This window comes from Cryobacterium frigoriphilum (assembly GCF_004403305.1).
Classification (GTDB): Bacteria; Actinomycetota; Actinomycetes; order Actinomycetales; family Microbacteriaceae; genus Cryobacterium; species Cryobacterium frigoriphilum.
Window position 1 is genome coordinate 1 of sequence record NZ_SOHE01000006.1, and the last position, 22,497, is coordinate 22,497.

Below are 22,497 nucleotides of genomic sequence, written 5' to 3' on the forward strand. Positions count from 1 at the left end.
ACTGCAGGGGGGACCCTGTGGGAGAGTAGGACACCGCCGGACTTAACTTGAGAAACAACATGAAAGGCCACCCCACGGGGTGGCCTTTTTTGGTTTAACAACTGACCGGCGAGGGCGCTCGGGGAGGCGATAGACTTTTGCAGTGAACGCCCAACGCCCCTCTTCTGCCACACTGCGTGGACGCTTCGTGCAACTGCAACGGCTGGGCAGCGCCGCCATGCCCGAACTGTACCGGGCCATCGCCAAGCCCGCCGTCTTCGCCCACGGCTACGGTGGCGGCCCCTCGGCGCTGCGCACCGATGTCGACCGTTTTACCACCTGGGCAGACACCTACTTTCAGTGGGAAGGCATGCCCTATGCGGTGCGGCTGCTGGGCGGCCCCAACGACGGTGACCTCGTGGGCACCACCACTCTCGGCGACATCGATCTCGCCAACGAGTCGGCCCACCTGGGCTGGACCGCGTACGACCCGCGTGTCTGGGGCACCGCCGTCAACGCCGAAACCAAGCTGCTGCTGCTCGGTGCGGCCTTCGACAACGGCTTTGGTCGAGTGAAGATTCAGGCGGATGCCATCAACGACCGTTCCCGCGCTGCGATCCTCGGCATTGGGGCCACCTTCGAGGGGGTTCACCGCCGTGACCGCCCGCGCGCCGACGGTAGTTGGCGGGACACCGCCGTCTACTCGATCCTGCGCGAGGAGTGGCCGACCGTGCGCGACGGCCTACAGGCGCGCCTTGACGCGTTCCAGGGGCGTTCGGTGTCGTATCGCTCCCGCTAACTCGGCGACCGGTACGCAGCGCGGCCCGCAACCCCTGATAGCCCTGCAGTTTCTCGGCATGGGACTCGTCTGGGGCGCCAGCTTTCTGTTCATGAAGATCGCCCTCGACGGCGTGAGCTTCGGCCAGGTGGCCTGGTCCAGGCTCGTGCTCGGCGGCCTGACCCTCGGACTCATTGTGGCGGTCTCGCGGCCGCGCGTGGCCGGAGGGCCCGTGTTGCCGCGCGAAGCATCCGTCTGGCTGCATTTTCTGGTCATTGCGGTGACCGGATGCGTGCTGCCGCACCTGCTCTTCGCCTGGGCCGAACAGTACGTGTCGTCGGGGCTGGCCAGCATCTACAACGCGGTGACGCCGATCATGACCGCGCTCATGGCAACGCTCGCTTTTCGCGTGGAGCGCCTCGCGCGGGTGCAGGTGTTCGGCGTGCTTGTGGGCATCGTCGGAGTCATAGTCATCATCGCGCCGTGGCAGTACTCGGAGCTGTCCGGCGACCTGTGGGGCCAGCTGGCGTGCCTCGGTGCCGCGCTCAGCTACGGCTTTACGTTCGGCTACACCCGCCGCTATCTGAGCGGACGGCCGATCGCCGGGGCCACCTTTGCCTTCATGAATATCGGAATTGGCGGGGCGATCATGCTCGCGCTGACCCCGGTGCTCGCCTGGCAGCCGGTTGAACTGACGGTTCCGATCGTGCTCTGCCTGGTCACCCTCGGGGCTCTCGGTACCGGGCTCGCCTACATCTGGCACATCAACGTGTTGCGGGCCTGGGGGCCCACCACCACGTCGACGGTCACCTACGTGACGCCCGTCGTCGGCGTCAGCCTCGGAGTGCTGGTGCTCGCCGAAACGTTCTCCTGGCACGAACCGGCCGGCGCGGCACTCGTGCTCGGCGGCATCCTGCTGACCCAGCGCCGTTCCCGACGCCGGCTGCGCACAGGCCCGACCGGCACGGCGCCCGGCGGCGATGCATTATCGTCGAAGCATGGCCGTACAGGAAGAGTTGCCCGCTGACGCGGGGCAGGACGCGATTGACCAGCTGCACAGCATCCGCGAAAGCATCGACAATATCGATGCCGCGCTGATCCACCTGCTCGCGGAGCGGTTCAAGTTCACCCAGGGTGTCGGCCGGCTGAAGGCGGCACACGGGCTGCCTCCCGCCGATCCGGCCAGGGAACTGATGCAAATCGAACGGCTGCGCGGCCTGGCCGTCGAGGCCCACCTCGACCCCGCCTTCGCCGAGAAGTTCTTGAACTTCGTCATCGCCGAGGTCATCCACCACCACGTGCAGATCGCCGGCGGCCAGGCCGCATCCGGCGCCTAAGCGCGGTAACGAGGGCCGATCATGGGCTGGAATCCGCGGCGGCTGCCCGCGCAGCACGGCAGAACCTTCGTGGTCACCGGTGCCAACGCGGGCCTGGGCTACTTCACCAGTGAGCAACTGGCCTCCGCCGGCGCAGACCTCATCCTCGCCTGCCGCAACGAAGCGCGGGCACAGAACGCGGCGACCCGCATTCGGGAACGGGTGCCAGGGGCATCCGTCTCGACGCTCACGATCGATGTCGCCGACCTGAGGTCGGTTGCCGCAGCAGCAGAGCGGATGCTGGCCCTCCCTCGCCTGGACGGCCTCATTCTGAATGCCGGGATCGTGCACCCGCCGACGGACCGCAGCGTGAGCCTCGACGGCAACGAACTCGTCTTCGCCACGAACTACCTCGGCCATGCGGCTCTGGTTGACGCGGTGCTGCCGGTGCTCGACCGCACGCCGGGCAGCCGGATCGTGTCGCTCGGCTCGTTGATCTCTCGGATGATGGACTCGTCCCTCGATGACTTGCAGCTCGAGACGACGTACAGCGGCTGGAAGGCGTACGCGCAGTCCAAGATCGCGTCTCAGGTGCTGGGTTTCGATCTGGATCGCCGGCTGCGGTCGCGCGGCTCACAGGTGCGTTCGCTCGTCGCGCATCCCGGATACTCCATTTCGGGGCTGACCCCGCGCATTCGTGGCGTGAACGACGTGACCGGGGGCAAACGAGTGATCGACGGGCTGCAGCGGGTGCTCGGCGCGCAGGGCAAGCATCAGGGGGCGTACTCGGTTGTGCGGGCCGCGCTCGATGAATCCCTGCCCGGCGGGGCCTATGTGGGACCTCGTTTTCTGGTGCGGGGCGCTCCGATACGGCAGCCCGCCACCCGTACCTCGCGCGACCCCGGCATTGCCGCGCTTTTGAGGGAACGCACCGAGACGCTGCTCGCCTAGCCCCGTGTCGCCCCGCCCCGTGTTCGCGAAAGCGGGTGAGCCGTCGGTATGGCTGTCTCAGACCGCCAACTCACCCGCTCTCGCGGGGTGGGGCGCACTGGTCGGGACGCCAGCCGGCGGCTCGGAGAGCGGTTTCGACCCGGCGCACGATGACGGGCGAGGAGTAGGACTTGTTGATGCGCAGCACCCGCCAGCGCTCCTCGATGATGGCGTCGAGACCGTTTACGTCGCTGTTGTACTGGCTCTCGTTGGTACGATGCTGGCCGTCGTCATACTCCACGAGCACTCGAAAATCACGATAGACGAGGTCGCCGTGGGCGATGCAGACCCCCCAGCCGTCGGTGATCTCGCCGTTCACCTCGGGTTCCGGCAACCCCGCCCGCACGAGCAGGAGGCGCACGTCGGTCTCTGTGGGCGAATCGACGCCCGGGCGAATCCACAGCAGGGCCTGCCGCAGTGCCTTGGCGCCGCGCTTGCCCGCGTACCGAACGGCGCCCGCCCTGAGGCCGGCGAGGGTCGCGAATGGATTCTTGCGGCGCACGAGCGCATCGCCGACCCGAATGAGATCGTCGAGGCTCAGCACGGTGGCGAGCTGACACCAGGTATCGACCGGGCTGCTCACCCGCAGGCCATAGGCATCGACCACCCGCACCGTTCCTCGCTTCACGTGGTGGCCGATGACTCCCGTGCTGCCGTGGCGCACCGCGGGAGTCTCGGTCGACACGTGCAGGGTCATGGACCGCTGTAGATGGGCCGGCAGGGGAAGGCCGTAGATCAGCGCCGCCGTGACGTGGCTGTAGAAGTGGTCGGGCGACATCCGCAGCGCGTAGGCCAGAACGAGCGATTCGGCAGAGACCAGGGTGCGCGGCGCGGCATAGATGCCGCGGAACGGGCTGTCGAGGTCGGAGCGGCGCAGCCGTCCGGGGCGTAGACCGGCCGCGGCGGCCTCGGCGGAGGTGAAGGCTCGCCCGGCGATCCCCGGTGGTAGCTGCGCGGCCCGTTTCATGCACTGATGATGCAGCGATTCGGGCAGCCCCGCAGACTTCTGCACAGGTTTAGCACCGCATCGCGCCGCGAGAGCGGGTGAAACGTCGGTTAGACGGTGTCTAAGCGACGAATCGCCCGCTCTCGTGGGAGGGGGAGCGTGAGCTGCGCGGGCTAGGCGAAGGCGGCCGGCAGGGTCGAGCGGTGTCGCGACTGCAGGTCGGCCAGAGTGACCGAGAACACGTCCTGAATCTCGAGGGCGTGCAGGGTGGCATCCGTCACGCCGATGCGCAGCACCGGGTACTCGCGACCCTTGCAGAGGCCGAGGAACTTCACGTCGTCTTCGCGCGGCACGCTCACGATGACGCGGCCGGCCGATTCGCTGAACAGGGCGACGGATGCGTCCACGCCGTCACGCTCGCAGATCTCGCTCAGCCAGACCCGCGCGCCGACACCGAAGCGCATGACGGCTTCGGCGAGGGCCTGGGCGAGCCCGCCCTCGCTGAGGTCGTGGGCGCTGTCGACGAGGGCTTCCTTCGACGCGGCGTGCAGCAGACCGCCGAGGGCGACCTCACGCTTGAGGTCGACGGCCGGCGGGCGGCCGCCGAGGTGGTCGTGCACGACGCCGGCCCAGGCCGAACCGTCGAGCTCTTCGGCGGTGGTGCCGAGCAGGTAGATGTTGTGTCCGTCGTCCTGCCAGCCGCTCGGGGTGCGGCGGCCGACGTCGTCGATCACGCCGAGCACGGCCACGACCGGGGTCGGGTGAATAGGCTGGGTGCCGGTCTGGTTGTAGAACGACACGTTGCCGCCGGTGACCGGGATTTCCATTTCGAGGCATCCGTCGGCGAGGGCGGTGACGGCCTCACGGAACTGCCACATGACCTCGGGGTTCTCGGGGGAGCCGAAGTTGAGGCAGTCGCTGATGCCGACCGGCACCGCGCCGGTCGCGGCCACGTTGCGGTAGGCCTCGGCGAGGGCGAGCTGGGCGCCGACGTAGGGGTCGAGCTGGCAGTAACGGCCGTTGGCGTCGGTCGCGATCGCGAAGCCGAGGCCGGACTCTTCGTCGACACGGATCATGCCGCCGTCGTCGGGAAAGGCGAGGGCCGTGTTGCCGCCGACGTAGTGGTCGTACTGGTCGGTGATCCAGCTCGGGTCGGCGAGGTTCGGCGAGCCGAGCAGGTCGAGGAACTGGGCGCGCAGGGTGTCGCCGTCGAGCGCGCGGGGGAGTACGGAGGCGGTGTCGGCCTGCAGGGCGTCGATCCAGGTCGGGTAGGCGACCGGGCGCTCGTAGACCGGGCCGTCGATCGCGACGGTGCGCGGGTCGACGTTGACGATCTCTTCGCCGTTCCAGTCGATGATGAGGCGACCGGAGTCGGTGACCTCGCCGAGTACGCTCGTCTCCACGTCCCACTTGTCGGTGACCGCGAGGAAGCCCGCGAGCTTCTCGGGGGTGACGACCGCCATCATCCGCTCCTGGCTTTCGCTCATCAGGATTTCTTCGGCCGTAAGGGTCGGGTCGCGCAGCAGCACGTTTTCGAGCTGGATGTACATGCCGCCGTCGCCGTTCGACGCCAGTTCGCTCGTCGCGCAGCTGATGCCGGCCGCGCCGAGGTCCTGGATGCCCTCGACGAGCTTGCCCTGGAACAGTTCGAGGCAGCACTCGATGAGCACCTTCTCGGCGAAGGGGTCGCCGACCTGCACGGCGGGACGCTTGGTGGGGCCGCCGGCGCTGAAGGTGTCGGAGGCGAGAATCGAGGCGCCGCCGATGCCGTCGCCGCCGGTGCGGGCGCCGAACAGCACGACCTTGTTGCCCACGCCGCGGGCGTTGGCCAGGTGCAGGTCTTCGTGGCGCATGACGCCTACCGAGAGAGCGTTGACGAGGGGGTTGCCCTGGTACACGGCGTCGAAGTAGGTCTCGCCGCCGATGTTGGGCAGGCCGAGGCAGTTGCCGTAGAAGCTGATGCCGCTGACGGCGCCGTGCACGACGCGGGCGGTGTCGGGGTCGTTGATGTCGCCGAAGCGCAGGGCGTCCATGACGGCGACCGGGCGGGCGCCCATCGAGATGATGTCGCGCACGATGCCGCCGACGCCGGTCGCGGCACCCTGGAACGGTTCGATGTAGGAGGGGTGGTTGTGCGATTCGATCTTGAAGGTGACGGCCCAGCCCTCACCGACGTCGAGCACGCCGGCGTTCTCGCCCATGCCGACCATGAGGTTCTTCTTCATGGCGGGGGTGATCTTGTCGCCGAACTGGCGCAGGTACATCTTCGAGCTCTTGTAGGAGCAGTGCTCGCTCCACATGACGGAGTACATGGCGAGCTCGCCGCTGGTGGGGCGGCGGCCCAGAATCTCGCGGATCTGCGCGTACTCATCGGCCTTGAGCCCGAGAGCGCCGTAGGGCTGCTCTTTCTCGGGCGTCGCGGCGGCATTCGAGACGGTGTCCGCGATGCCGCGGGAGGGTGTGGTGGAAACAGCGGTCACGTGGCGTTCTCCCGAGGTATAGCGGATGCTTGACCCGCCCAGTCTACCTGTCACCCCTCCCTCGTCCGGTGGTCTGCCCCGGCTCCGGCTGGTGCCGGGGGCGAATTCAGGAAATCGGAGGGGGCCGCCCCGGAACTGCCGCACTGGTTCGTGGCCGCGGCGCGCGGCGGTCGAGGATTTCCTGAATTCGCCACCCGGCCATCCGGCCACCCGGCCATCCGGCGGCCCGGGGACCCGGCTGGGCGGCCAGGAGGGGAGCCGACTCTGCGCGCGCGGGTCAGGAACTGAGCGTATCCCGGGCGCGCAGGTCCTTGCGCAGGATCTTGCCCGAGGCCGACTTGGGGATGGCGTCGATGAACTCGACGACGCGCACCTTCTTGTGCGGTGCGACCCGTTCGGCGACCCAGGCGATGACGACCTCGGCGGTGATGCCGGCATCCGTCACCGCCACGATGTAGGCCTTCGGAATCTCCTGGCCGTCGTCGTCGTTGACTCCGATGACGGCGGCATCGTTGACGTGCGGATGGGTGAGCAGCAGCGCTTCGAGTTCGGCCGGCGCGATCTGGTAGCCCTTGTACTTGATGAGCTCCTTGCTGCGGTCGACGATCTTCACCACGCCCGCGGCGCTGACCGTCGCCACGTCGCCGGTGTGCAGAAAGCCGTCGGAATCGATGGTCTCGCGGGTGGCCTCGTCGTTGTTCAGATAGCCGAGCATCACGTTCGGGCCGCGCACCAGCAGCTCGCCCGGGTCGCTGACACCCGTTTTCGGCAGGGGGATCTCTGCCCCGGTGTCGAGGGACACGAGCTTACATTCCATATTCGGAATGGTCACTCCCACGGAATCTCGGGAGATTTCGGGGGCATCGCGGGGAATCAGGTGCGAGACCGGGCTCGCCTCGGTCATGCCATAGCCCTGCAGCATGCGACAGCCGAGGCGTTCGGCGACGGCCGCGGCGAGGGCTCCATCGAGGGGAGCCGCGCCCGAGAGGATGGTGTGCACGCTCGAGAGGTCATAGTCGGCCACGAGCGGATGCTTCGCGAGGGCCACAGCGACCGGTGGCGCGATGAAGACGTAGGAGCAGCGTTCGTCCTGAATGATGCGCAGAAACTCGGTCAGGTCGAACTTCGCCATGGTCACGAGGCTCGCGCGCTGCTTGAAGGCGAGGTTGAGCAACACGGTCATGCCGTAGATATGAAAAAACGGCAGCAGGGCGAGCACACGGTCGTCGGGCACGACGTTGATCAGGCCGCGGGCCTGCTGCACGTTGGCGACGAGGTTGCGGTGGCTGAGCATGACGCCCTTGGGTCGCCCGGTAGTGCCCGAGGAATACGGCAGCACCGCGACATGCGTCGCCGGGTCGATCGAGGGCGCGTCGACGAGCGGCTCCGCGAGCAACAGGTCGGCGAGCGACGGATGCCCGACGGCCCCGTCGAGCACGATCAGGTGGGTGTCGTCGAAACCCACCGTCTGGGCGGCCTCGCGGGCTCCGGCCAGCAGCGGCGACACGGTCACCAGCCAGGTGGCGCCGGCATCGGCGAGCTGGCGCTGGATTTCACCGGCCGTGTAGAGGGAGTTGATGGTCGTGACGGTGATACCGGCGCGCAGCAGGCCGTGGAAGACGCTCGTGAAGGCCGGAATGTTCGGGCACAGCAGGGCCACGACGGTACCGGGGCCGGCTCCGTGGGCGGCGAAGGCGCCCGCGACGCGGTTGATCTGGTCGACCAGGGTTCCGTAGGTCATGGCCGCGCCGGTGGCGCCGTCGACGACCGCGACCCGGTCGAGGTCCGACGGGCCGGTGTCTGATGTGAGCAGGTCGCCGAAGAGGTAGTCGTAAATGCTGACGTCGGGAATGTCGACGGGGGGATACGGGCTGGTGAACACGCAAAATCTCCTTTGATTTCGGTCACGCTTCGGGGCGTGAGCACACACTACCCGACGGTCCTGACCGTCACAGCAGCTTCGGTGTTTACCCGCAGTACACCCGAAGGGGGGCTCTCGTTCCCGCCGGGCCCCTACCCTGATAGGCGTCCGCGTCCACGACCGGGCACAACGAAAGGTCGTTACCGTGCAGGTCATTGACACCCGTGGCCCGTGCAGGCGCCGGGCGCTCCGATGAGTGCGACCGGCAGTGCGACCGGCGGTGCGACCGGCGGTGCGACCGGCGGTGCGACCGCGTTCGACGTCGTGGTCGTCGGCTCCGGCATCGTCGGCCTCGGGCACGCGCTCGCCGCCATCGACCGCGGGCTCAGCGTCGTGGTCGTCGACCGGGCGGCGACGCTCGCCGGGGCATCCGTTCGCAATTTCGGACACCTCTGCTTCACCCCGCAGGCCGGACTCGCACGCGAGTTCGCGGCGCGGTCGCGGCCGCTCTGGCTGCGCCTGGCGACGGATGCCGACATCTGGCTGCGCGAATGCGGCACCGTGGTCGTCGCCCGGCACGCCGACGAGTTGCGAGTGCTCGCCGAAATCGCCGCGGAACGCGGTGGGGCCGCGGTCTTCGGCGGGGACCTCGCTGGTGGTCGTGCGCCGGGCCCCGAAATCGAGATGCTCGACGCCGCCGAGCTCGAGGCACGCACCCCGGTGGCCCGCGGCATTGCGGTCGGCGGCGCCTTTCTGCCCGCCGACCTGCAGGTCAACCCGCGGCAGGCCGGCGCGGCCCTCGCCGGCTACCTCGCGGGCCGCGGCGTGGAGTTTCGCTACCGCACCGCGGTCACCTCGGTGCGGGGCGGCGCGGTCGAGACGACCCGTGGCCGCATCGATGCCGGCACGGTCATCGTGGCGGTCAACCACGACATCGACCAGCTCTTTCCCGAGGTGGCCGAGCGGGTCGGCATTCGCCGCTGCGGACTCGACATGCTGCGCGTCGATGCGGGCCTCGCGGCGCCGCTGGGTGCCCCGCTGCTGACCGGCTGGTCGCTGCTGCGCTACGCCGCCTTTGCCGCGGCGCCCTCGGCGGCGGCGCTGCGCGACCGACTGCACCGGGAGCATCCCTCGCTCGCCGCGCTGGATCTGAATCAGATGTACACGCAACTGCCCGACGGCAGCCTGATCGTGGGCGACACCCACTATCGCGGCGATGCCGTGGCGCCCTTTCAGGCCGAGGGGGCGTTCGACGCGCTGCTCGACCTGACCGCCGAGCTGTTTGCGGTGCCGCGGCCGCGCGTCATCGAACGCTGGCAGGGCGTCTATGCGTCCGGGCCGGATGACTTTCTCATCGACCAGCCGGAACCGGGCGTGCACCTCGTCGCCGCGACGACCGGCATCGGCATGACGACCGGTCTCGGACTCGCCGAGAGTGTCATTGCCGGATTGTACGAATCTGCCAGTTCCGAACCTCTCCTCACACCTCCCACGAAAGGCACACCATGACCATCAGTGACGGAACCTTTATCGCCGACGCCACCGACATCGACGCCGAGCAGCACGACGCCGGGCAGCACGACGCCGGGCAGCACGAGACCGAGCAGTACGAGTCCGAAGAATACGACGACGACTTCGAGGAGCTCGACGTCGAACTTGTCGTGCTCGACATGGCGGGCACGACCGTGCGCGACGACGGGCTCGTCGAGCGGGCCTTTGTTGTTGCCGCGCGCGCCGTGGGTCTCGCCACGACAGATGACGCCCTCGAGGCCGCGCTCGACTACGTGCGCGAGACCATGGGGCAGTCCAAGATTCAGGTCTTCCGCGCCCTGACCGAGAGCGAAGACGACGCCGCCGCCGCGAATTTGGCCTTCGAGGCGGCCTATCTCGACCTCGTCGTCGAGGCAGGAGTGACGGGAATCGAGGGCGCCGAAGAGCTCTTTCGCGAGCTGCGCGACTACGGCGTGAAGATTGCGCTGACCACGGGGTTCTCGCGCGCCACCCAGGACGCCCTGCTCGACGCGCTCGGCTGGGCCGACCTGATCGACCTCACCCTCTGCCCCGGCGAGGCCGGCCGCGGCCGGCCCTTTCCCGACCTCAACCTCACGGCCCTCCTGCGCACCGGGGCCACGAGCGTCGCCGGCATGGTCGTCGTCGGTGACACCGCGAGCGACATGCTCGCCGGCGTCAACGCGGGCGCCGGCCTGGTCGTCGGGGTGCTGAGCGGCACCCACGACGAAGAGACCCTCGAAGACGCGGGTGCCGACGTGATCATCGACAGCATCGCCGACCTCGCCGAGATGCTCGGCCTGCGCGACGGCGACGAGGACTAACCTCACTCGGCGACGCGGTTCGCGTCGCGGCACTCGTTAGGCGTCGCGGCACTCGTTGTAACGAGTGCCACGAGCGCGGATGAGTGCCGTGAGCGCGCGCGATCGAGGCGAGCAGTGCCGCGAGAAGCGACGGATGCGCTCAGCTGGCGCCGCCGGGCGGCCCGGCGGTCATCAGCACGGTCATCACGGAGATCAGTCCGAGCACCAGTACTGTCGTGAACAGCACGGGGCGCGCGAGCATCCAGCGCAGCAGGCCACTGACCCGGGTGTGATCGCGGGGATCGTCGGTGCGTGCACGGCGCCAGGCGCCGTCGAGCAGGCCGTTCTTTTCGAGCCCGCGGTCGAGGGGGATCGTGCCGAACGGAACGATCGCGGTGACCATGGCAATCGCGGTGAGCTTCGGGCCCCAGTGCTGGTTGACGCCCACCAGCAGGGCCGTCATGCCGAAGGCGATGAAGACGAGGCCGTGCAGAAACCCGCCGACCTGCACTCCCAGCTCGCCGACCTGCAGCACGTATTTGCCGAGCATTCCGGCGATCAACAGCGCCCAGGTGACGGCTTCGGCAATGGCGACGGAACGAAACAGCAGGCGTGGGGTCATGATGACTCATCGTCGCAGCCTCACCTGAGCAAGTCCCCGTCCCGCGAGAGCGGGTGAATCGTCGTTCTGGCCGCGGCTGACCGACGATTCAGCCGCTCTCGCGGCGCGGGCGGCTTCGGGTTTGCCGAGAAACTTGCGGCAACGCAAAGTTGCAGTTGCGCAATTACGCAGTGATTGCAAGAATTACAGCATGATCACCGATCCCAGTCTCGGCCTGCGCGACCGCAAGCGCCTCGAAACGCGCGCCCGGCTCGAAGAGGCCGCCGTCACGCTCGTGCTGCGCGACGGCCTCGAGCAGACCACCGTTGACGCCATCAGCGACCTCGCCGACGTGTCGCCGCGCACCTTCTTCAACTATTTCGACAGCAAAGACAGCGCCATCCTCGGCCTGCGCGAGATCGACATCACCGCGGGCCTGCTCGCCGACACCATCGACCGCGCCGCCGCCGACGGTCTCGTCGACGCGGTGGTGCACCTGATCCTCGACGTAATGGGTGCCCCGCTCACCCGCTCCACCATCAAAGAAGACCGGATGGAAATAGTGCGGCGCCACCCGCACCTGCTCGCCGGCCAGCTCGCCCAGTTCACCCAGCTCGCGGCGCAGCTGACCGAGGCCGTGCAGGTTCTGCTCGCCCGGGACCCGCGGTACGCCGGCCAGAACGAGGCCGACCGGGCGGCATCCGCCGACGTCGTGCTCTCGCTCTGCGGCGGCGCCGTGCGCGCCGCCGTGAAGGAATGGGCCGCGGATGCCGCCGCCGTCAGCGCGCGCTTCGACACCGCGAGCACCAGCCACCGACTTGAATTCCGAGCAATCTCGCTCGCCAGAGAGGTACTAGACAAACTTTCATGACCACCACACTCAACCGGGATGCGGCCCCTGCTGCCGCGGCCGTCGACCCGGGAGCCAAGCGCGGCATCCTGCTCGTATTCGCCGGCCTCATGGTCACCATGCTGCTCGCCTCGCTCGACCAGACCATCTTCAGCACCGCCCTGCCCACGATCGTGGGCGAGCTCAACGGCGTCGACCACATGCTCTGGGTGACGACCGCGTACATTCTCGCGTCGACGATCATGCTGCCCGTCTACGGCAAGCTCGGTGACCTCATCGGCCGTAAAGGCCTGTTCATCGGCGCGATCAGCATCTTCATTCTCGGCTCGATCATCGGCGGCCTCGCCCCCGACATGACCTGGCTGATCGTCGGGCGTGCGGTGCAGGGCCTCGGCGGCGGCGGCCTGATGATTCTCTCGCAGGCGATCATCGCCGACGTCGTTCCCGCCCGGGAACGCGGCAAGTACATGGGCATCATGGGCGGCGTGTTCGCGCTGTCGTCGGTGGCCGGCCCGCTGCTCGGCGGCTGGTTCACCGAGGGCATCGGCTGGCGCTGGGCGTTCTGGATGAACATCCCCCTCGGTGCCCTCGCCATCGTCACCGCGGTCTTCGTTCTGCGCCTGCCGAAGGTCGACCACGCCAAGCCCCGACTCGACGTCGCCGGCATGGGCCTGCTCGCCCTCGCCTCGACCGGTCTGGTGCTCACCACGACCTGGGGCGGCACCACCTACGCCTGGGATTCGCTGCTGATCATCGCCCTGATCGTCGTCACCATCGTCGCCGCCGCGGCCTTCGTCATGGTCGAGCGTCGGGCGCCCGAACCGATCATGCCCCTGCATCTGTTTCGCGACCGCAACTTCAACCTCACGACCATCGCCGGCCTCATCACCGGCATCGCGATGTTCGGGGCCCTCGCCTACCTGCCGACCTATCTGCAGATGGTGACCGGCGCGAACGCCACCGAGGCCGGGTTTCTGATGATTCCGATGATGGCCGCGCTGCTGATCAGCTCGATCGGCTCCGGCTGGCTGGTGTCGAAATTCGGCCGTTACAAGTGGATGCCGATTGCCGGCACGGTCATTGTCGGTGTCGCTCTCGTGCTGCTCTCGACCATGACGCCGACCCTGGCCGTCTGGATCCTCTGCAGCTACCTCGCCCTCATGGGCCTCGGGCTCGGCCTCAGCATGCAGATTCTCATTTTGATCGTGCAGAACAGCTTTCCGAACTCCGAGGTCGGCACCGCCACCGCGTCGAACAACTACTTCCGCCAGATCGGCGCCTCGATCGGCTCCGCCGTGGTCGGCAGCCTGTTCGCGGCCCGGCTGACCGAGCTGCTCACCGAACGTATGCCCGCCGGAGCATCCGGTGCCGGCGAGGCCAACTCGTTCACCCCCGCGATGGTGCGCGACCTGCCGGAGGCCGCCCGCCAGATCATCATCAGCGGTTACAACGATGCCCTCACCCCGGTGTTCCTCTATATGGTTCCGCTGGTCGTCGTCGCCGTCATCCTGCTGTGCTTCGTCACCGAGAAGCCGCTCGCCACCACGATCGAGCGGGACATCCTTCCCGAGAGCCTCGAGATCGACGGCGGCAACACGGTGCACCTCACGAGCGCGCGCCTCGCCGCCACCAATCAGACGAGCACCGATCAGGCGACGGATGCCCCCGTGGCCCGGTAGCTCGGCCAACGCTATTCGACCAGTAGTGAGACCGTTTCGGCCACGCACGCGGGCCGCTTCGCTCCATCGAGCTCGATGTCGTGGCGGACGACGGCCTGGTGACCGCGCTCCGATTCCGTCACCGACAGCAGCGTCAGATGGTCGCGCACTCGCGAGCCAACCGGCACGGGGCTCGGAAACCTGACCCTGTTCAATCCGTAGTTCACGACCATCCGCAGCCCATTGACGCGGTAGACCTGCTTGGTCAGGAACGGGATCATCGACAGGGTGAGGTACCCGTGGGCCACCGTGCGGCCAAAGGGCCCGGCGGCGGCGGCGACGGGGTCGACGTGGATCCACTGCTGGTCGCCCGTCGAATCGGCAAAGGCCTGCACCTGGTCCTGCGTGACGGTGTGCCACTCGCTCACGCCGAGCTCCTCACCCACGAGTGCCGACAGCTCGGTGACGCCCTGGATTTCGCGCACGCCTCAGCCCTCCAGGATCGGCCGGTACAGGGCCTGTATCTCGGCGAGGCTCTCACCGAGGGCCGTGCCGCCCTGAAACTCGGCGGGTACGAGGTTCTCCCCGAGCTGCTCGAGCACCGTGGGGTCGGTCAGACACGTCTCGAGGGCGCCTTCGAGCGCGTTCGCCAGGGGTGTCGGCAGATCGTGCGGGCCGAAAAGTCCAAAGACCGATGTCGCGTCCACGAGATCGGTGAAGCCGAGTTCCGCCAGCGTCGGCAACTCCGGCAGCCACGGCAGCCGTTCGGGCGTCGTCGCGGCCAGCGCCCGAAACGAGCCCTCATCGATGCGGGAGATGACGTCGGGGTGATCGTTGATGAAGAGCGCATCGACGTGACCACCGAGCAGGTTCGTGGTCATCTCGGCATTTCCCGCTGCGGGCACCGCCACGACCTCGACGTCGTACTGGTCCTTGAGGCGCCTGAGTTCGATCGCGGCCGGGCTCGTTGCTCCGGGAACACCCATCGTGAGGGTACCGGGGCGTTTCTCGGCCGCCGCGAAGAACGCTTCCGCGTTCTCGTAGGGGGAATCGTCACCGACGACGATGAGGGTGGGGTTCTCGGCCATCACTCCGATCGGGGTGAAGTCGTCAAGAGAATAGGCCAGGGAGTTCACCATCGGGGTCATGACGAGCGTTCCCGCGGTGCCCAGGCCGAGGGTGTAGCCGTCGGGCTTCGCGCTCGCGAGTTCCTGCATGGCCACCGCCCCGCTGCCTCCCGCCTTGTTCTGCACCACGAAGGTCTGGCCGAGACGCTCGCCGAGGCAGGACGAGATCGACCGGGCGGTGAGATCGGACGGACCACCGGCCGCGTACGGCATGAGCACCGTGACGGGCTTGGACGGGTAGGTCTCGTCGCCGCCGGTCGGGCCGGACTGGCACCCGGCCAGAGCGACGGAGAGAGCGATGACGGCAGGCGGCAGAAGGTATCTGTGGGACTTGTTCATGATGACCGCCTACCGGAATGCCGGAATGCCGGTGATGTGGCTGCCGAGGATGAGGGTGTGCACCTCGTCGGTGCCCTCGTAGGTGCGCACGGACTCCAGGTTGTTCGCGTGCCGCAGCGGTGAATAGTCCAGGGTGATGCCGTTGCCGCCGAGAATGGATCGGGCCTCCCGGCAAATCTCGAGGGCCTCCCGCACGTTGTTGAGCTTGCCGAGCGAAATCTGCACGGGCTCGAGCACCCCGGCGTCTTTCAGGCGACCGGTGTGGATGGCGAGCAGCGTACCCTTCTGGATCTCGAGAAGCATGTTCACGAGCTTGAGCTGCGTGATCTGGTACGCCGCGAGGGGCTTATCGAACTGCATGCGGTCGAGAGAATATGCCAGAGCGACCTCGTAGCTGTCCCGGGCGGCTCCCATCGCGCCCCAGATGATGCCATAGCGGGCCTCGTTCAGACACGCGAACGGACCCCGCAGCCCCCGCGCGCCGGGCAGCAGCGCGGTCTCAGGCAGTCGAACGTTTTCCAGCAGGATGTCGCACTGGATGGAGGCACGCATCGAGAGTTTCGCTTCGATCGGTGTCGCCGTGAACCCGCGGGTGTCGGTGGGTACGATGAAACCGCGCACGCCCTCGTCGGTCATGGCCCAGATGATCGCGATTTGGGCAACGGATGCGAGGCCGATCCACCGCTTCGATCCGTCAAGAATCCAGCCCCCGTTTTCATCACGGCGGGCGGTCGTCGCCATGCTCGACGGATCGGAGCCCGCGGTCGGTTCGGTGAGTCCGAAGCATCCGATCAGCCGGCCGGCCGCCATCTCGGGCAGGTACCGATTCTTCTGCTCTTCGGAACCCCACTTGTGGATGCTGCTCATGGCGAGCGAGCCCTGCACGCTCACGAAGGTGCGCAGACCGGAGTCTCCGGCTTCGAGTTCCATCGCGGCGAGACCGTATTCCACGCTCGATCGGCCGGGGCACCCGTAGCCCGTGAGATGCATGCCGAGAAGTCCGAGGGCGCCCATCTGCTGCACGATCTCGAGCGGAAAATGCGCCGCTTCGTACCAATCCTTGATGTACGGCCTGATGCTGTCCCGCACGAAGGCGCGAACCCGGTCGCGCAGTTCGATTTCTGCTGTGCTCAACAGCCCGTCAAGGTGGAGGATATCCGAAGTGGTCGCGGGCATATGAGTGGCTCCTTTGCCGAGTTGGCGCGCTGGGTGGCCAGCTGCACGCTCTCGACTGTGCCAGCAAATCTATTTTCGATCCAATACCAAATCACGTGTCTATTGATACCTGTTCGTCATGAACGGCGCTATCGTGCGCGACCGGCGGGGTGGGGAGCACCAGCTGCGAGAGTCTGAGGACTTCACGCAGCGCCGGGCTGTCATTGTCGGCGCGCCACACAAGCTGCAACAGGATCGGTTGCATTTCGTCTTCGAGCGGCAGAAAGATCACGCCGGGGTAATAGACGTTCTCGGCCACGGTGGACACGGTCAGGGCGATGCCGATCTCGGCCGCGACGAGCGAGACGAGGGTCCACGTGTCGGGGGCCACCTGCACGATGGAGGGCACGAAACCGGCCCTGCTCGCCAGCCGCATCAGGTGGTCGCGCAGGATCGCCCCGGGATCCTGCGGCAGGGTCACGAAGGGCTGGCCGACCAAATCCTTCATGGAAACCGACTGCCGATCGGCGAGCGGATGGCTGGTGTGGATCGCGATGACGAGGTTTTCGTAGGCGATCACGCGGCGTTCGATGCCGGCCGGGATGAAGTTCCACCTCCCGAGCCCGATCTCCATCTCCCTGTTGATCACCTTGTCGAGCGCGGGGATCGCGAAATTGGAGCTGTAGAGCTCGAAGTCGATTCCAGGATGGGTCTCACGCACGAGTTTGGCGAGTTTGCCCACCATGACATGGGACGACGCCCCCGCGAAGGCCACCCGCACGCGGCCGGTCTCGCCCTTTCCCGCCGACACCACCGCGACCGCCGCTCGGCGGACACCATCGAGGATGTCCGTGGCCGGTTGCACGAGGGCCTCACCGGCCGGCGTGAGGCGCACCGAACGGGTACTGCGAGCGAAAAGCAGGGTTCCGAGCTCGCGCTCGAGGTTCTGGATGGCCCGGCTCAGCGGGGGCTGCGCCATGAAAAGCTTCTCGGCCGCGCGGCCAAAGTGCAGCTCCTCGGCCACGGCGAGGAACGCTCGAATCTGCTGAATTTCCATGGCTCCACTATTGCGATAGGTGCATGAAACTGTCAAGGATTCATACGCTATTGCTGTTCAGGTATCAATCGGCGGCGAAATTGATATTGGACGCGACGTAATCAAATTTGCGACAGTGGAGGCACGACAGACGAACAGGGAGTCATTCAATGGATGAATCTGGCGCAGCAAAGAAGCTGCACCGCATTTTCGATCGGCCGGGAACCGGGCCGCTGAGCGGAATCATCGTGGCAGACTTCAGCCGCGTTCTCGCCGGCCCGTATTGCACCATGCTGCTCGCTGATATGGGCGCAACGGTGATCAAGGTGGAGAGTCTGCAAGGCGACGACACCAGGGGCTGGATCCCGCCGGTGCGAGATGACGAGGCGACCTTCTACCTCTCGGTCAACCGCAACAAGCACTCGATCGCCCTCGACCTCAATGATCCGGCCGATCTCGAGGTGGCACACGAACTCGCCGCGCGGGCCGACGTGCTCGTGGAGAACTTTAAGCCGGGCGGCCTCGACCGCTTCTTTCTCGACTACGACTCGGTCGTCACCCGCAATCCCGAGGTGATCTACGCCTCCATCACCGGTTTCGGAACCGGGGCAGGGGCCGGGCTGCCCGGATACGACCTGCTCGTGCAGGCGGTCTCCGGCATGATGAGCCTCACCGGCGGCCAGGACACCGAGCCGTACCGGGCGGGCCTCGCGATGTTCGATGTGATCACCGGGCTGCACGCGGGAATGGGCGTGCTGGGGGCACTGCACCACAAAGACCTCACCGGAAGCGGGCAGCGTGTGGAACTCAACCTGCTCTCATCCGCTCTCTCGGGCATGGTCAACCAGTCCGCCGCCTATGTCACGGGCGGTGTCATACCCACCCGCATGGGTAATGAGCACCCGAGCCTCTACCCCTACGAGCCGATGCCGACGGGCGACGGCATGCTCATCATCGCGGCGGGCAATAACCCCCAATTCGCGAGGCTGTGCACGGCACTCGACATTCCGGAGACCGCAACGGACGCCAGGTTCAACTCGCCGCAGCAGCGCAACTCGAACCGTGGCCCGCTCCGGGAGATCCTCCAACTCCAGCTCGTGCGGCGCTCGGCCGCCGACTGGTTCGAGTTTCTCTCCGACCTGGGTCTGCCCTGTGCACCGATCCAGGATGTGAAGGGCGGAATCGAGCTCGCCGAAAGGCTCGGCCTCGAGCCGGTCGTGCTGGCGGGAACCGGGGATCGCCGCATTCCGACCGTGCGGCATCCGGTCACCTTCTCGCAGACCCCGGTGACCTACGATCTGGCCCCACCTCACCTCAACGAGAGTTCAGACCTCGTGCGCTCATGGCTGGCCAGCCGCGAAGCGCAGCTCGTTGACTGAGCCGTTCCGCGCCCGGGTCGCGGTGCGCTGGAGCGACCAGGACCTCAACGGCCACGTGAACAACGCCCGCGTGGCCACCCTGCTCGAAGAAGCCCGGCTGGCCTGGCGGGCGCAGGCCCTTACCGGCTCCGACCACCTCGGTTCGCCGACGGTCGTGGCGGCCCTGCAGCTGAGCTTTCGGCGCCCGATCGAGTTCGGCGCCGTCGTCGAGATCGACGTCTGGGTGGGCCGGGTGGGATCCAGGTCGTACACCCTGCAGTACTCCGGGATTCAGGCCGGCCACCCGGTGCTGGATGCCTCGACCGTGATGGTGCCGCTGCACCCCGAAAACGGTGAGGCGCGGCGGCTCGACGCCGCGGAGCGCGGTTCCCTCGCCCGATGGGTCATCGCCGATGCAGCCCCACAGCAATCGCGCCAACAGAAAGGAACAGCATGACCGACTCCGAGATCAACAGTGATTACTACCTCGTCGACGACTTCCTCAACGATGAGGAGCGCGCCATTCGCCTCAAGGTGCGGGCCTTCGCAGACGCCGAGGTGCTTCCCATCATCAACGACTACTGGGACCGCGCCGCCTTCCCCTTCGAGCTGATCCCGAAGATCGCCGGGCTCGGTATTGTGGGCGGCACAATTGAAGGCTACGGATGCCCGGGGCTGAGCCGTCTGGGCGCCGGGATGGTGTCCCTGGAAATGTCCCGCGCCGACGGTTCGATCAACACCTTCATCGGCGTGCAATCCGGCCTCACCATGGGCACGATCAACATGCTCGGCAGCGAAGAGCAGAAACAGCGCTGGCTGCCCGGCCTCGCGGCGCTCGACCTGGTGGGCGCGTTCGGGCTCACCGAGCCCAACCACGGATCCGACTCGGTCGCGCTCGAAACGAGCGCCCGACTCGACGGCGCCCACTACGTTCTCAACGGCGCCAAACGGTGGATTGGCAACGCGAGCTTCGCCGACGTCGTCGTGATCTGGGCCCGCGACGAAGCCGACGCCAGGGTGAAGGCCTTCGTCATGGAAAAGAACCCCGATGGTTCGTTCCCCGAGGGCTACGACGCCACCGTCATCACCGGCAAGGTCGGCAAGCGAGCCATCCTGCAGCCGGACATCGTGATCACCAACCTGCGCATCCCCGCCGAGAACAGGCTCGTCAACGGCCACTCCTTTAAAGACGCCGTGCGCGTGCTGAATTCCACCCGCGGCGGGGCTTCCTGGGAAGCCCTCGGGCACGGCATCGCCGCCTACGAGGCCGCTGTCGCCTATGCCCGCGACCGCGTGCAGTTCGGCAAGCCCATTGGAAGCTATCAACTCGTACAGAACAAACTCGCCAATATGCTCGCCGAACTCACCGCGATGCAGCTGCTCTGCTTTCGGCTGGCCACGCTCGCCGACCAGGGCAAGATGACGGGGGCCATGGCCTCCCTCGCCAAGATGCACACGGCCCAGAAGGCGCGCTGGATCTGCCAGGAGGCCCGCGACATGCTCGGCGGCAACGGCCTGCTGCTCGAAAATCACGTGGCTCGGCACCTCACCGACATGGAGGTCGTGCACACCTACGAGGGCACGGATTCCATTCAGTCGCTGCTGATCGGCCGCGACATCACCGGAATTTCGGCATTCGCATGAGCCTCCGGCCCACGAGCGCCCCACAACAGACCAAGCAGGGAGATTTCATGAACAGGCTCACCGACAGGGTCGCGGTCATTACCGGCGGCGCGCAGGGTATCGGCGCGGCGACGGCGCTGCGGTTCGCCACCGAAGGCGCGCACGTGGCCATCCTCGATCTGAATGCAGAGCGCGCAGCCGAAACGGCCCAGCAGATTTGCCAGACCGAGGCCGTTATCGCGGCGGGCGGGTCGGCGAGTGGTCTCGTGTGCGACGTCACCGACGAAGACCGGGTGGCGGAAGCCTTCAGCCAGGTCTTCGCTCGCGCCGGCCGACTCGACATTCTCGTCAACAATGCCGGCATAACGCGCGACAACCTGCTGTTCAAGATGGGGCGTGCCGACTGGGACTCGGTTCTCGTCACCAACCTCACGAGTGCCTTCCTCTGCGCTCAGGCCGCCCAGAAATTCATGGTCCCCGCCCGCTATGGCCGGATCGTGAGTCTCAGCAGCCGCTCGGCGCTCGGAAACCGGGGACAGGCGAACTACGCGGCGGCCAAAGCAGGGATTCAGGGGCTGACGGCCACGCTCGCGCTCGAACTGGGGCCGTTCAACATCACCGTCAACGCGGTCGCACCGGGCTACATCGCCACGGCCATGACCGCGGCGACCGCCGAGCGGGTCGGCAGCACCGCGGAGGAACACCAGAAAGCGGTCGCCGAGCGCACGCCGCTCGGCCGGGTCGGGTCGCCGCACGAGGTCGCCGCCGCTATCGCATTCTTTGCGAGCGACGACTCCTCCTATGTCTCCGGCCAGACGCTCTACATCAACGGCGGAGCACGCTGATGGTCGAGGCCTTTCTCGTGGGAGGGGTGCGCACTCCCGTCGGCCGCTACGGCGGAGCCTTGTCGAGCATCCGCTCGGACGATCTTGCGGCTCTTGTGCTCGGCGAGCTGGTGCAGCGCACCGGCGTCGACCCCGCCGCGATCGATGAGGTAATTCTCGGCAACACCAATCAGGCCGGCGAAGACAGCCGTAACGTGGCGCGCCTGGCGAGCCTGCTCGCCGGTTTTCCCGACGAGATCCCCGGGCTCACGGTCAACCGCCTGTGCGCCTCGGGCCTGAGCGCCATCATCCTCGCCTCGCAGATGATCAAGAGCGGAGCCGCCGACCTCGTCGTGGCTGGCGGGGTGGAATCGATGTCGCGGGCGCCATGGGTGCTCGCCAAGCCGGACAAGGCATTCGGGCGACCGGGCGAGATCGCTGACACGAGCATCGGTGCCCGTTTCGTGAACCCGAGATTTGCCTCGACGACCACGCTCTCGATGCCGGAAACGGCCGAGGAACTCGCCCGCGTCGATGGCATCACCCGCGAAGAAGCGGATGTTTTCGCCCTCGGCTCCCACGAGCGGGCCGCGGCGGCCATCGATGGCGGCCGTTTTGCGGCGGAGATCGTTGCGGTGGCGACGAAGAAGGGTCTCGTGGAGCACGACGAGGGGCCGCGGCGGGACACGACTCTCGAGACCCTTGCGGGCCTGCGCTCGGTCGTGCGGCCGGGCGGGATTGTGACGGCGGGCAATTCGAGTTCGCTCAATGACGGGGCTTCTGCCGTGATCGTGGCGAGTGAGAGTGCCATTGAACGACTCGGCCTCAGGCCACGGGCTCGAATCGTGCACGGAGCCTCAGCAGGGGTGCCGCCGCAGATCATGGGCATCGGGCCCGTGCCGGCCACCCGAAAGGCGCTCGAACGCGCGGGGTGGTCGGTCGATGAACTGGGCGCGATCGAGCTCAACGAGGCCTTTGCGGTGCAGGCGCTGGCCTGTATTCGGCGCCTCGGACTCGACCCGCAGGTCGTGAACCGTGACGGTGGAGCGATCGCCCTCGGGCATCCGCTCGGCTCATCGGGCTCGCGGATCGCCATCACGCTGATGGGCCGGATGGAGCGCGAGGGCGCCAACCGGGGCCTGGCCACGATGTGCGTGGGGCTCGGCCAGGGAACGGCGATGTTGCTCGAACGGGTCTAAACCCCGACACGGTTTTATGTGCCACGGGTATCAATGCGCCCCCAAAATAGTATTGGAAATGGATT

Annotated in this window: 21 protein-coding genes; 13 read left to right on the plus strand and 8 right to left on the minus strand. The window is 67.2% G+C overall.

The window, feature by feature from the left end; genetic code table 11:
* The first annotated feature begins 142 nt into the window (after positions 1 to 142).
* Genes E3T55_RS00685 through E3T55_RS00700 form a run of 4 tightly spaced genes read left to right on the plus strand, consistent with a single transcriptional unit; the run spans position 143 to position 3,024 of the window.
* Positions 143 to 778, plus strand: a complete 636-nt coding sequence (locus E3T55_RS00685; protein ID WP_134517663.1) for a GNAT family N-acetyltransferase — start codon at positions 143 to 145, stop codon at positions 776 to 778.
* The gene (locus E3T55_RS00690) at positions 735 to 1,784 is read left to right on the plus strand and encodes a DMT family transporter (RefSeq protein WP_478213434.1); all 1,050 of its coding nucleotides are present in this window, start codon (positions 735 to 737) and stop codon (positions 1,782 to 1,784) included. Before E3T55_RS00685 ends, E3T55_RS00690 begins: the two co-directional genes overlap by 44 nt.
* Complete coding sequence (locus tag E3T55_RS00695) at positions 1,756 to 2,094, plus strand: chorismate mutase (RefSeq protein WP_134517665.1); 339 nt, start codon at positions 1,756 to 1,758, stop codon at positions 2,092 to 2,094. The genes E3T55_RS00690 and E3T55_RS00695 overlap by 29 nt, the downstream gene beginning before the upstream one ends.
* 21 nt (positions 2,095 to 2,115) lie before the next feature.
* Positions 2,116 to 3,024, plus strand: coding sequence for an SDR family NAD(P)-dependent oxidoreductase (locus E3T55_RS00700; RefSeq protein ID WP_134517666.1), 909 nt, complete (start codon positions 2,116 to 2,118; stop codon positions 3,022 to 3,024).
* 70 nt (positions 3,025 to 3,094) lie between these two features.
* On the opposite strand, the gene E3T55_RS00705 is transcribed toward E3T55_RS00700, so the two are convergent.
* The 3 genes from E3T55_RS00705 to E3T55_RS00715 all read right to left on the minus strand — a co-directional run bounded on the left by E3T55_RS00705 (position 3,095) and on the right by E3T55_RS00715 (position 8,371).
* Complete coding sequence (locus E3T55_RS00705; RefSeq protein WP_134517667.1) at positions 3,095 to 4,030, minus strand: hypothetical protein; 936 nt, start codon at positions 4,028 to 4,030, stop codon at positions 3,095 to 3,097.
* Positions 4,031 to 4,182: 152 nt separating this feature from the next.
* The gene (purL, locus tag E3T55_RS00710; protein WP_134517668.1) at positions 4,183 to 6,489 is read right to left on the minus strand and encodes a phosphoribosylformylglycinamidine synthase subunit PurL; all 2,307 of its coding nucleotides are present in this window, start codon (positions 6,487 to 6,489) and stop codon (positions 4,183 to 4,185) included.
* Positions 6,490 to 6,766: 277 nt separating this feature from the next.
* Complete coding sequence (locus E3T55_RS00715; protein WP_134517669.1) at positions 6,767 to 8,371, minus strand: AMP-binding protein; 1,605 nt, start codon at positions 8,369 to 8,371, stop codon at positions 6,767 to 6,769.
* 231 nt (positions 8,372 to 8,602) lie between these two features.
* Here E3T55_RS00715 and E3T55_RS00720 point away from each other — a divergent pair, with 231 nt between their 5' ends.
* Together E3T55_RS00720 and E3T55_RS00725 are read left to right on the plus strand one after the other, a co-directional pair.
* The gene (locus tag E3T55_RS00720) at positions 8,603 to 9,859 is read left to right on the plus strand and encodes a TIGR03364 family FAD-dependent oxidoreductase (protein WP_134517670.1); all 1,257 of its coding nucleotides are present in this window, start codon (positions 8,603 to 8,605) and stop codon (positions 9,857 to 9,859) included.
* Complete coding sequence (locus E3T55_RS00725) at positions 9,856 to 10,683, plus strand: phosphonatase-like hydrolase (protein ID WP_134517671.1); 828 nt, start codon at positions 9,856 to 9,858, stop codon at positions 10,681 to 10,683. The genes E3T55_RS00720 and E3T55_RS00725 overlap by 4 nt, the downstream gene beginning before the upstream one ends.
* A 139-nt stretch (positions 10,684 to 10,822) precedes the next feature.
* On the opposite strand, the gene E3T55_RS00730 is transcribed toward E3T55_RS00725, so the two are convergent.
* A complete protein-coding gene (locus E3T55_RS00730) occupies positions 10,823 to 11,284 on the minus strand; it encodes a DUF3817 domain-containing protein (protein WP_134517672.1) in 462 nt (153 codons plus the stop codon).
* 190 nt (positions 11,285 to 11,474) lie between these two features.
* Between E3T55_RS00730 and E3T55_RS00735 the strand changes: the two genes are divergently transcribed.
* Positions 11,475 to 12,134 (plus strand): TetR/AcrR family transcriptional regulator, encoded by a 660-nt coding sequence (locus E3T55_RS00735; RefSeq protein ID WP_134517673.1) that lies wholly within the window; start codon positions 11,475 to 11,477, stop codon positions 12,132 to 12,134.
* Entirely contained in the window at positions 12,131 to 13,792 is a 1,662-nt protein-coding gene (locus tag E3T55_RS00740; protein ID WP_134517674.1) for an MDR family MFS transporter, read from the plus strand. Before E3T55_RS00735 ends, E3T55_RS00740 begins: the two co-directional genes overlap by 4 nt.
* An 11-nt stretch (positions 13,793 to 13,803) precedes the next feature.
* Here the strand turns inward: E3T55_RS00740 and E3T55_RS00745 are convergent, their stop codons facing one another.
* The 4 genes from E3T55_RS00745 to E3T55_RS00760 form a co-directional block, all read right to left on the minus strand.
* Positions 13,804 to 14,256: a MaoC family dehydratase gene (locus E3T55_RS00745; protein ID WP_134517675.1), complete on the minus strand. Its 453-nt coding sequence runs from the start codon at positions 14,254 to 14,256 to the stop codon at positions 13,804 to 13,806.
* A gap of 3 nt (positions 14,257 to 14,259) precedes the next feature.
* Positions 14,260 to 15,237, minus strand: coding sequence for a Bug family tripartite tricarboxylate transporter substrate binding protein (locus E3T55_RS00750; protein ID WP_134517676.1), 978 nt, complete (start codon positions 15,235 to 15,237; stop codon positions 14,260 to 14,262).
* Positions 15,238 to 15,246: 9 nt separating this feature from the next.
* Entirely contained in the window at positions 15,247 to 16,413 is a 1,167-nt protein-coding gene (locus tag E3T55_RS00755; RefSeq protein ID WP_134517677.1) for an acyl-CoA dehydrogenase family protein, read from the minus strand.
* A gap of 91 nt (positions 16,414 to 16,504) precedes the next feature.
* Positions 16,505 to 17,449 carry a LysR substrate-binding domain-containing protein gene (locus E3T55_RS00760; RefSeq protein ID WP_134517678.1) on the minus strand — a complete coding sequence of 315 codons (945 nt, stop codon included), beginning with the start codon at positions 17,447 to 17,449 and terminating at the stop codon, positions 16,505 to 16,507.
* A 149-nt stretch (positions 17,450 to 17,598) separates the two neighbouring features.
* On the opposite strand from E3T55_RS00760, the gene E3T55_RS00765 reads away from it, so the two are divergent.
* Genes E3T55_RS00765 through E3T55_RS00785 form a run of 5 tightly spaced genes read left to right on the plus strand, consistent with a single transcriptional unit; the run spans position 17,599 to position 22,432 of the window.
* Positions 17,599 to 18,807, plus strand: coding sequence for a CaiB/BaiF CoA transferase family protein (locus E3T55_RS00765; RefSeq protein WP_134517679.1), 1,209 nt, complete (start codon positions 17,599 to 17,601; stop codon positions 18,805 to 18,807).
* Complete coding sequence (locus tag E3T55_RS00770; protein ID WP_166791631.1) at positions 18,800 to 19,243, plus strand: acyl-CoA thioesterase; 444 nt, start codon at positions 18,800 to 18,802, stop codon at positions 19,241 to 19,243. The genes E3T55_RS00765 and E3T55_RS00770 overlap by 8 nt, the downstream gene beginning before the upstream one ends.
* The gene (locus E3T55_RS00775; protein ID WP_134517681.1) at positions 19,240 to 20,430 is read left to right on the plus strand and encodes an acyl-CoA dehydrogenase family protein; all 1,191 of its coding nucleotides are present in this window, start codon (positions 19,240 to 19,242) and stop codon (positions 20,428 to 20,430) included. Before E3T55_RS00770 ends, E3T55_RS00775 begins: the two co-directional genes overlap by 4 nt.
* Positions 20,431 to 20,477: 47 nt before the next feature.
* Positions 20,478 to 21,254 carry a 3-oxoacyl-ACP reductase FabG gene (fabG, locus tag E3T55_RS00780; protein WP_134517682.1) on the plus strand — a complete coding sequence of 259 codons (777 nt, stop codon included), beginning with the start codon at positions 20,478 to 20,480 and terminating at the stop codon, positions 21,252 to 21,254.
* Positions 21,254 to 22,432: a thiolase family protein gene (locus E3T55_RS00785; protein ID WP_134517683.1), complete on the plus strand. Its 1,179-nt coding sequence runs from the start codon at positions 21,254 to 21,256 to the stop codon at positions 22,430 to 22,432. The genes fabG and E3T55_RS00785 overlap by 1 nt, the downstream gene beginning before the upstream one ends.
* The last annotated feature ends 65 nt before the right edge of the window (positions 22,433 to 22,497 follow it).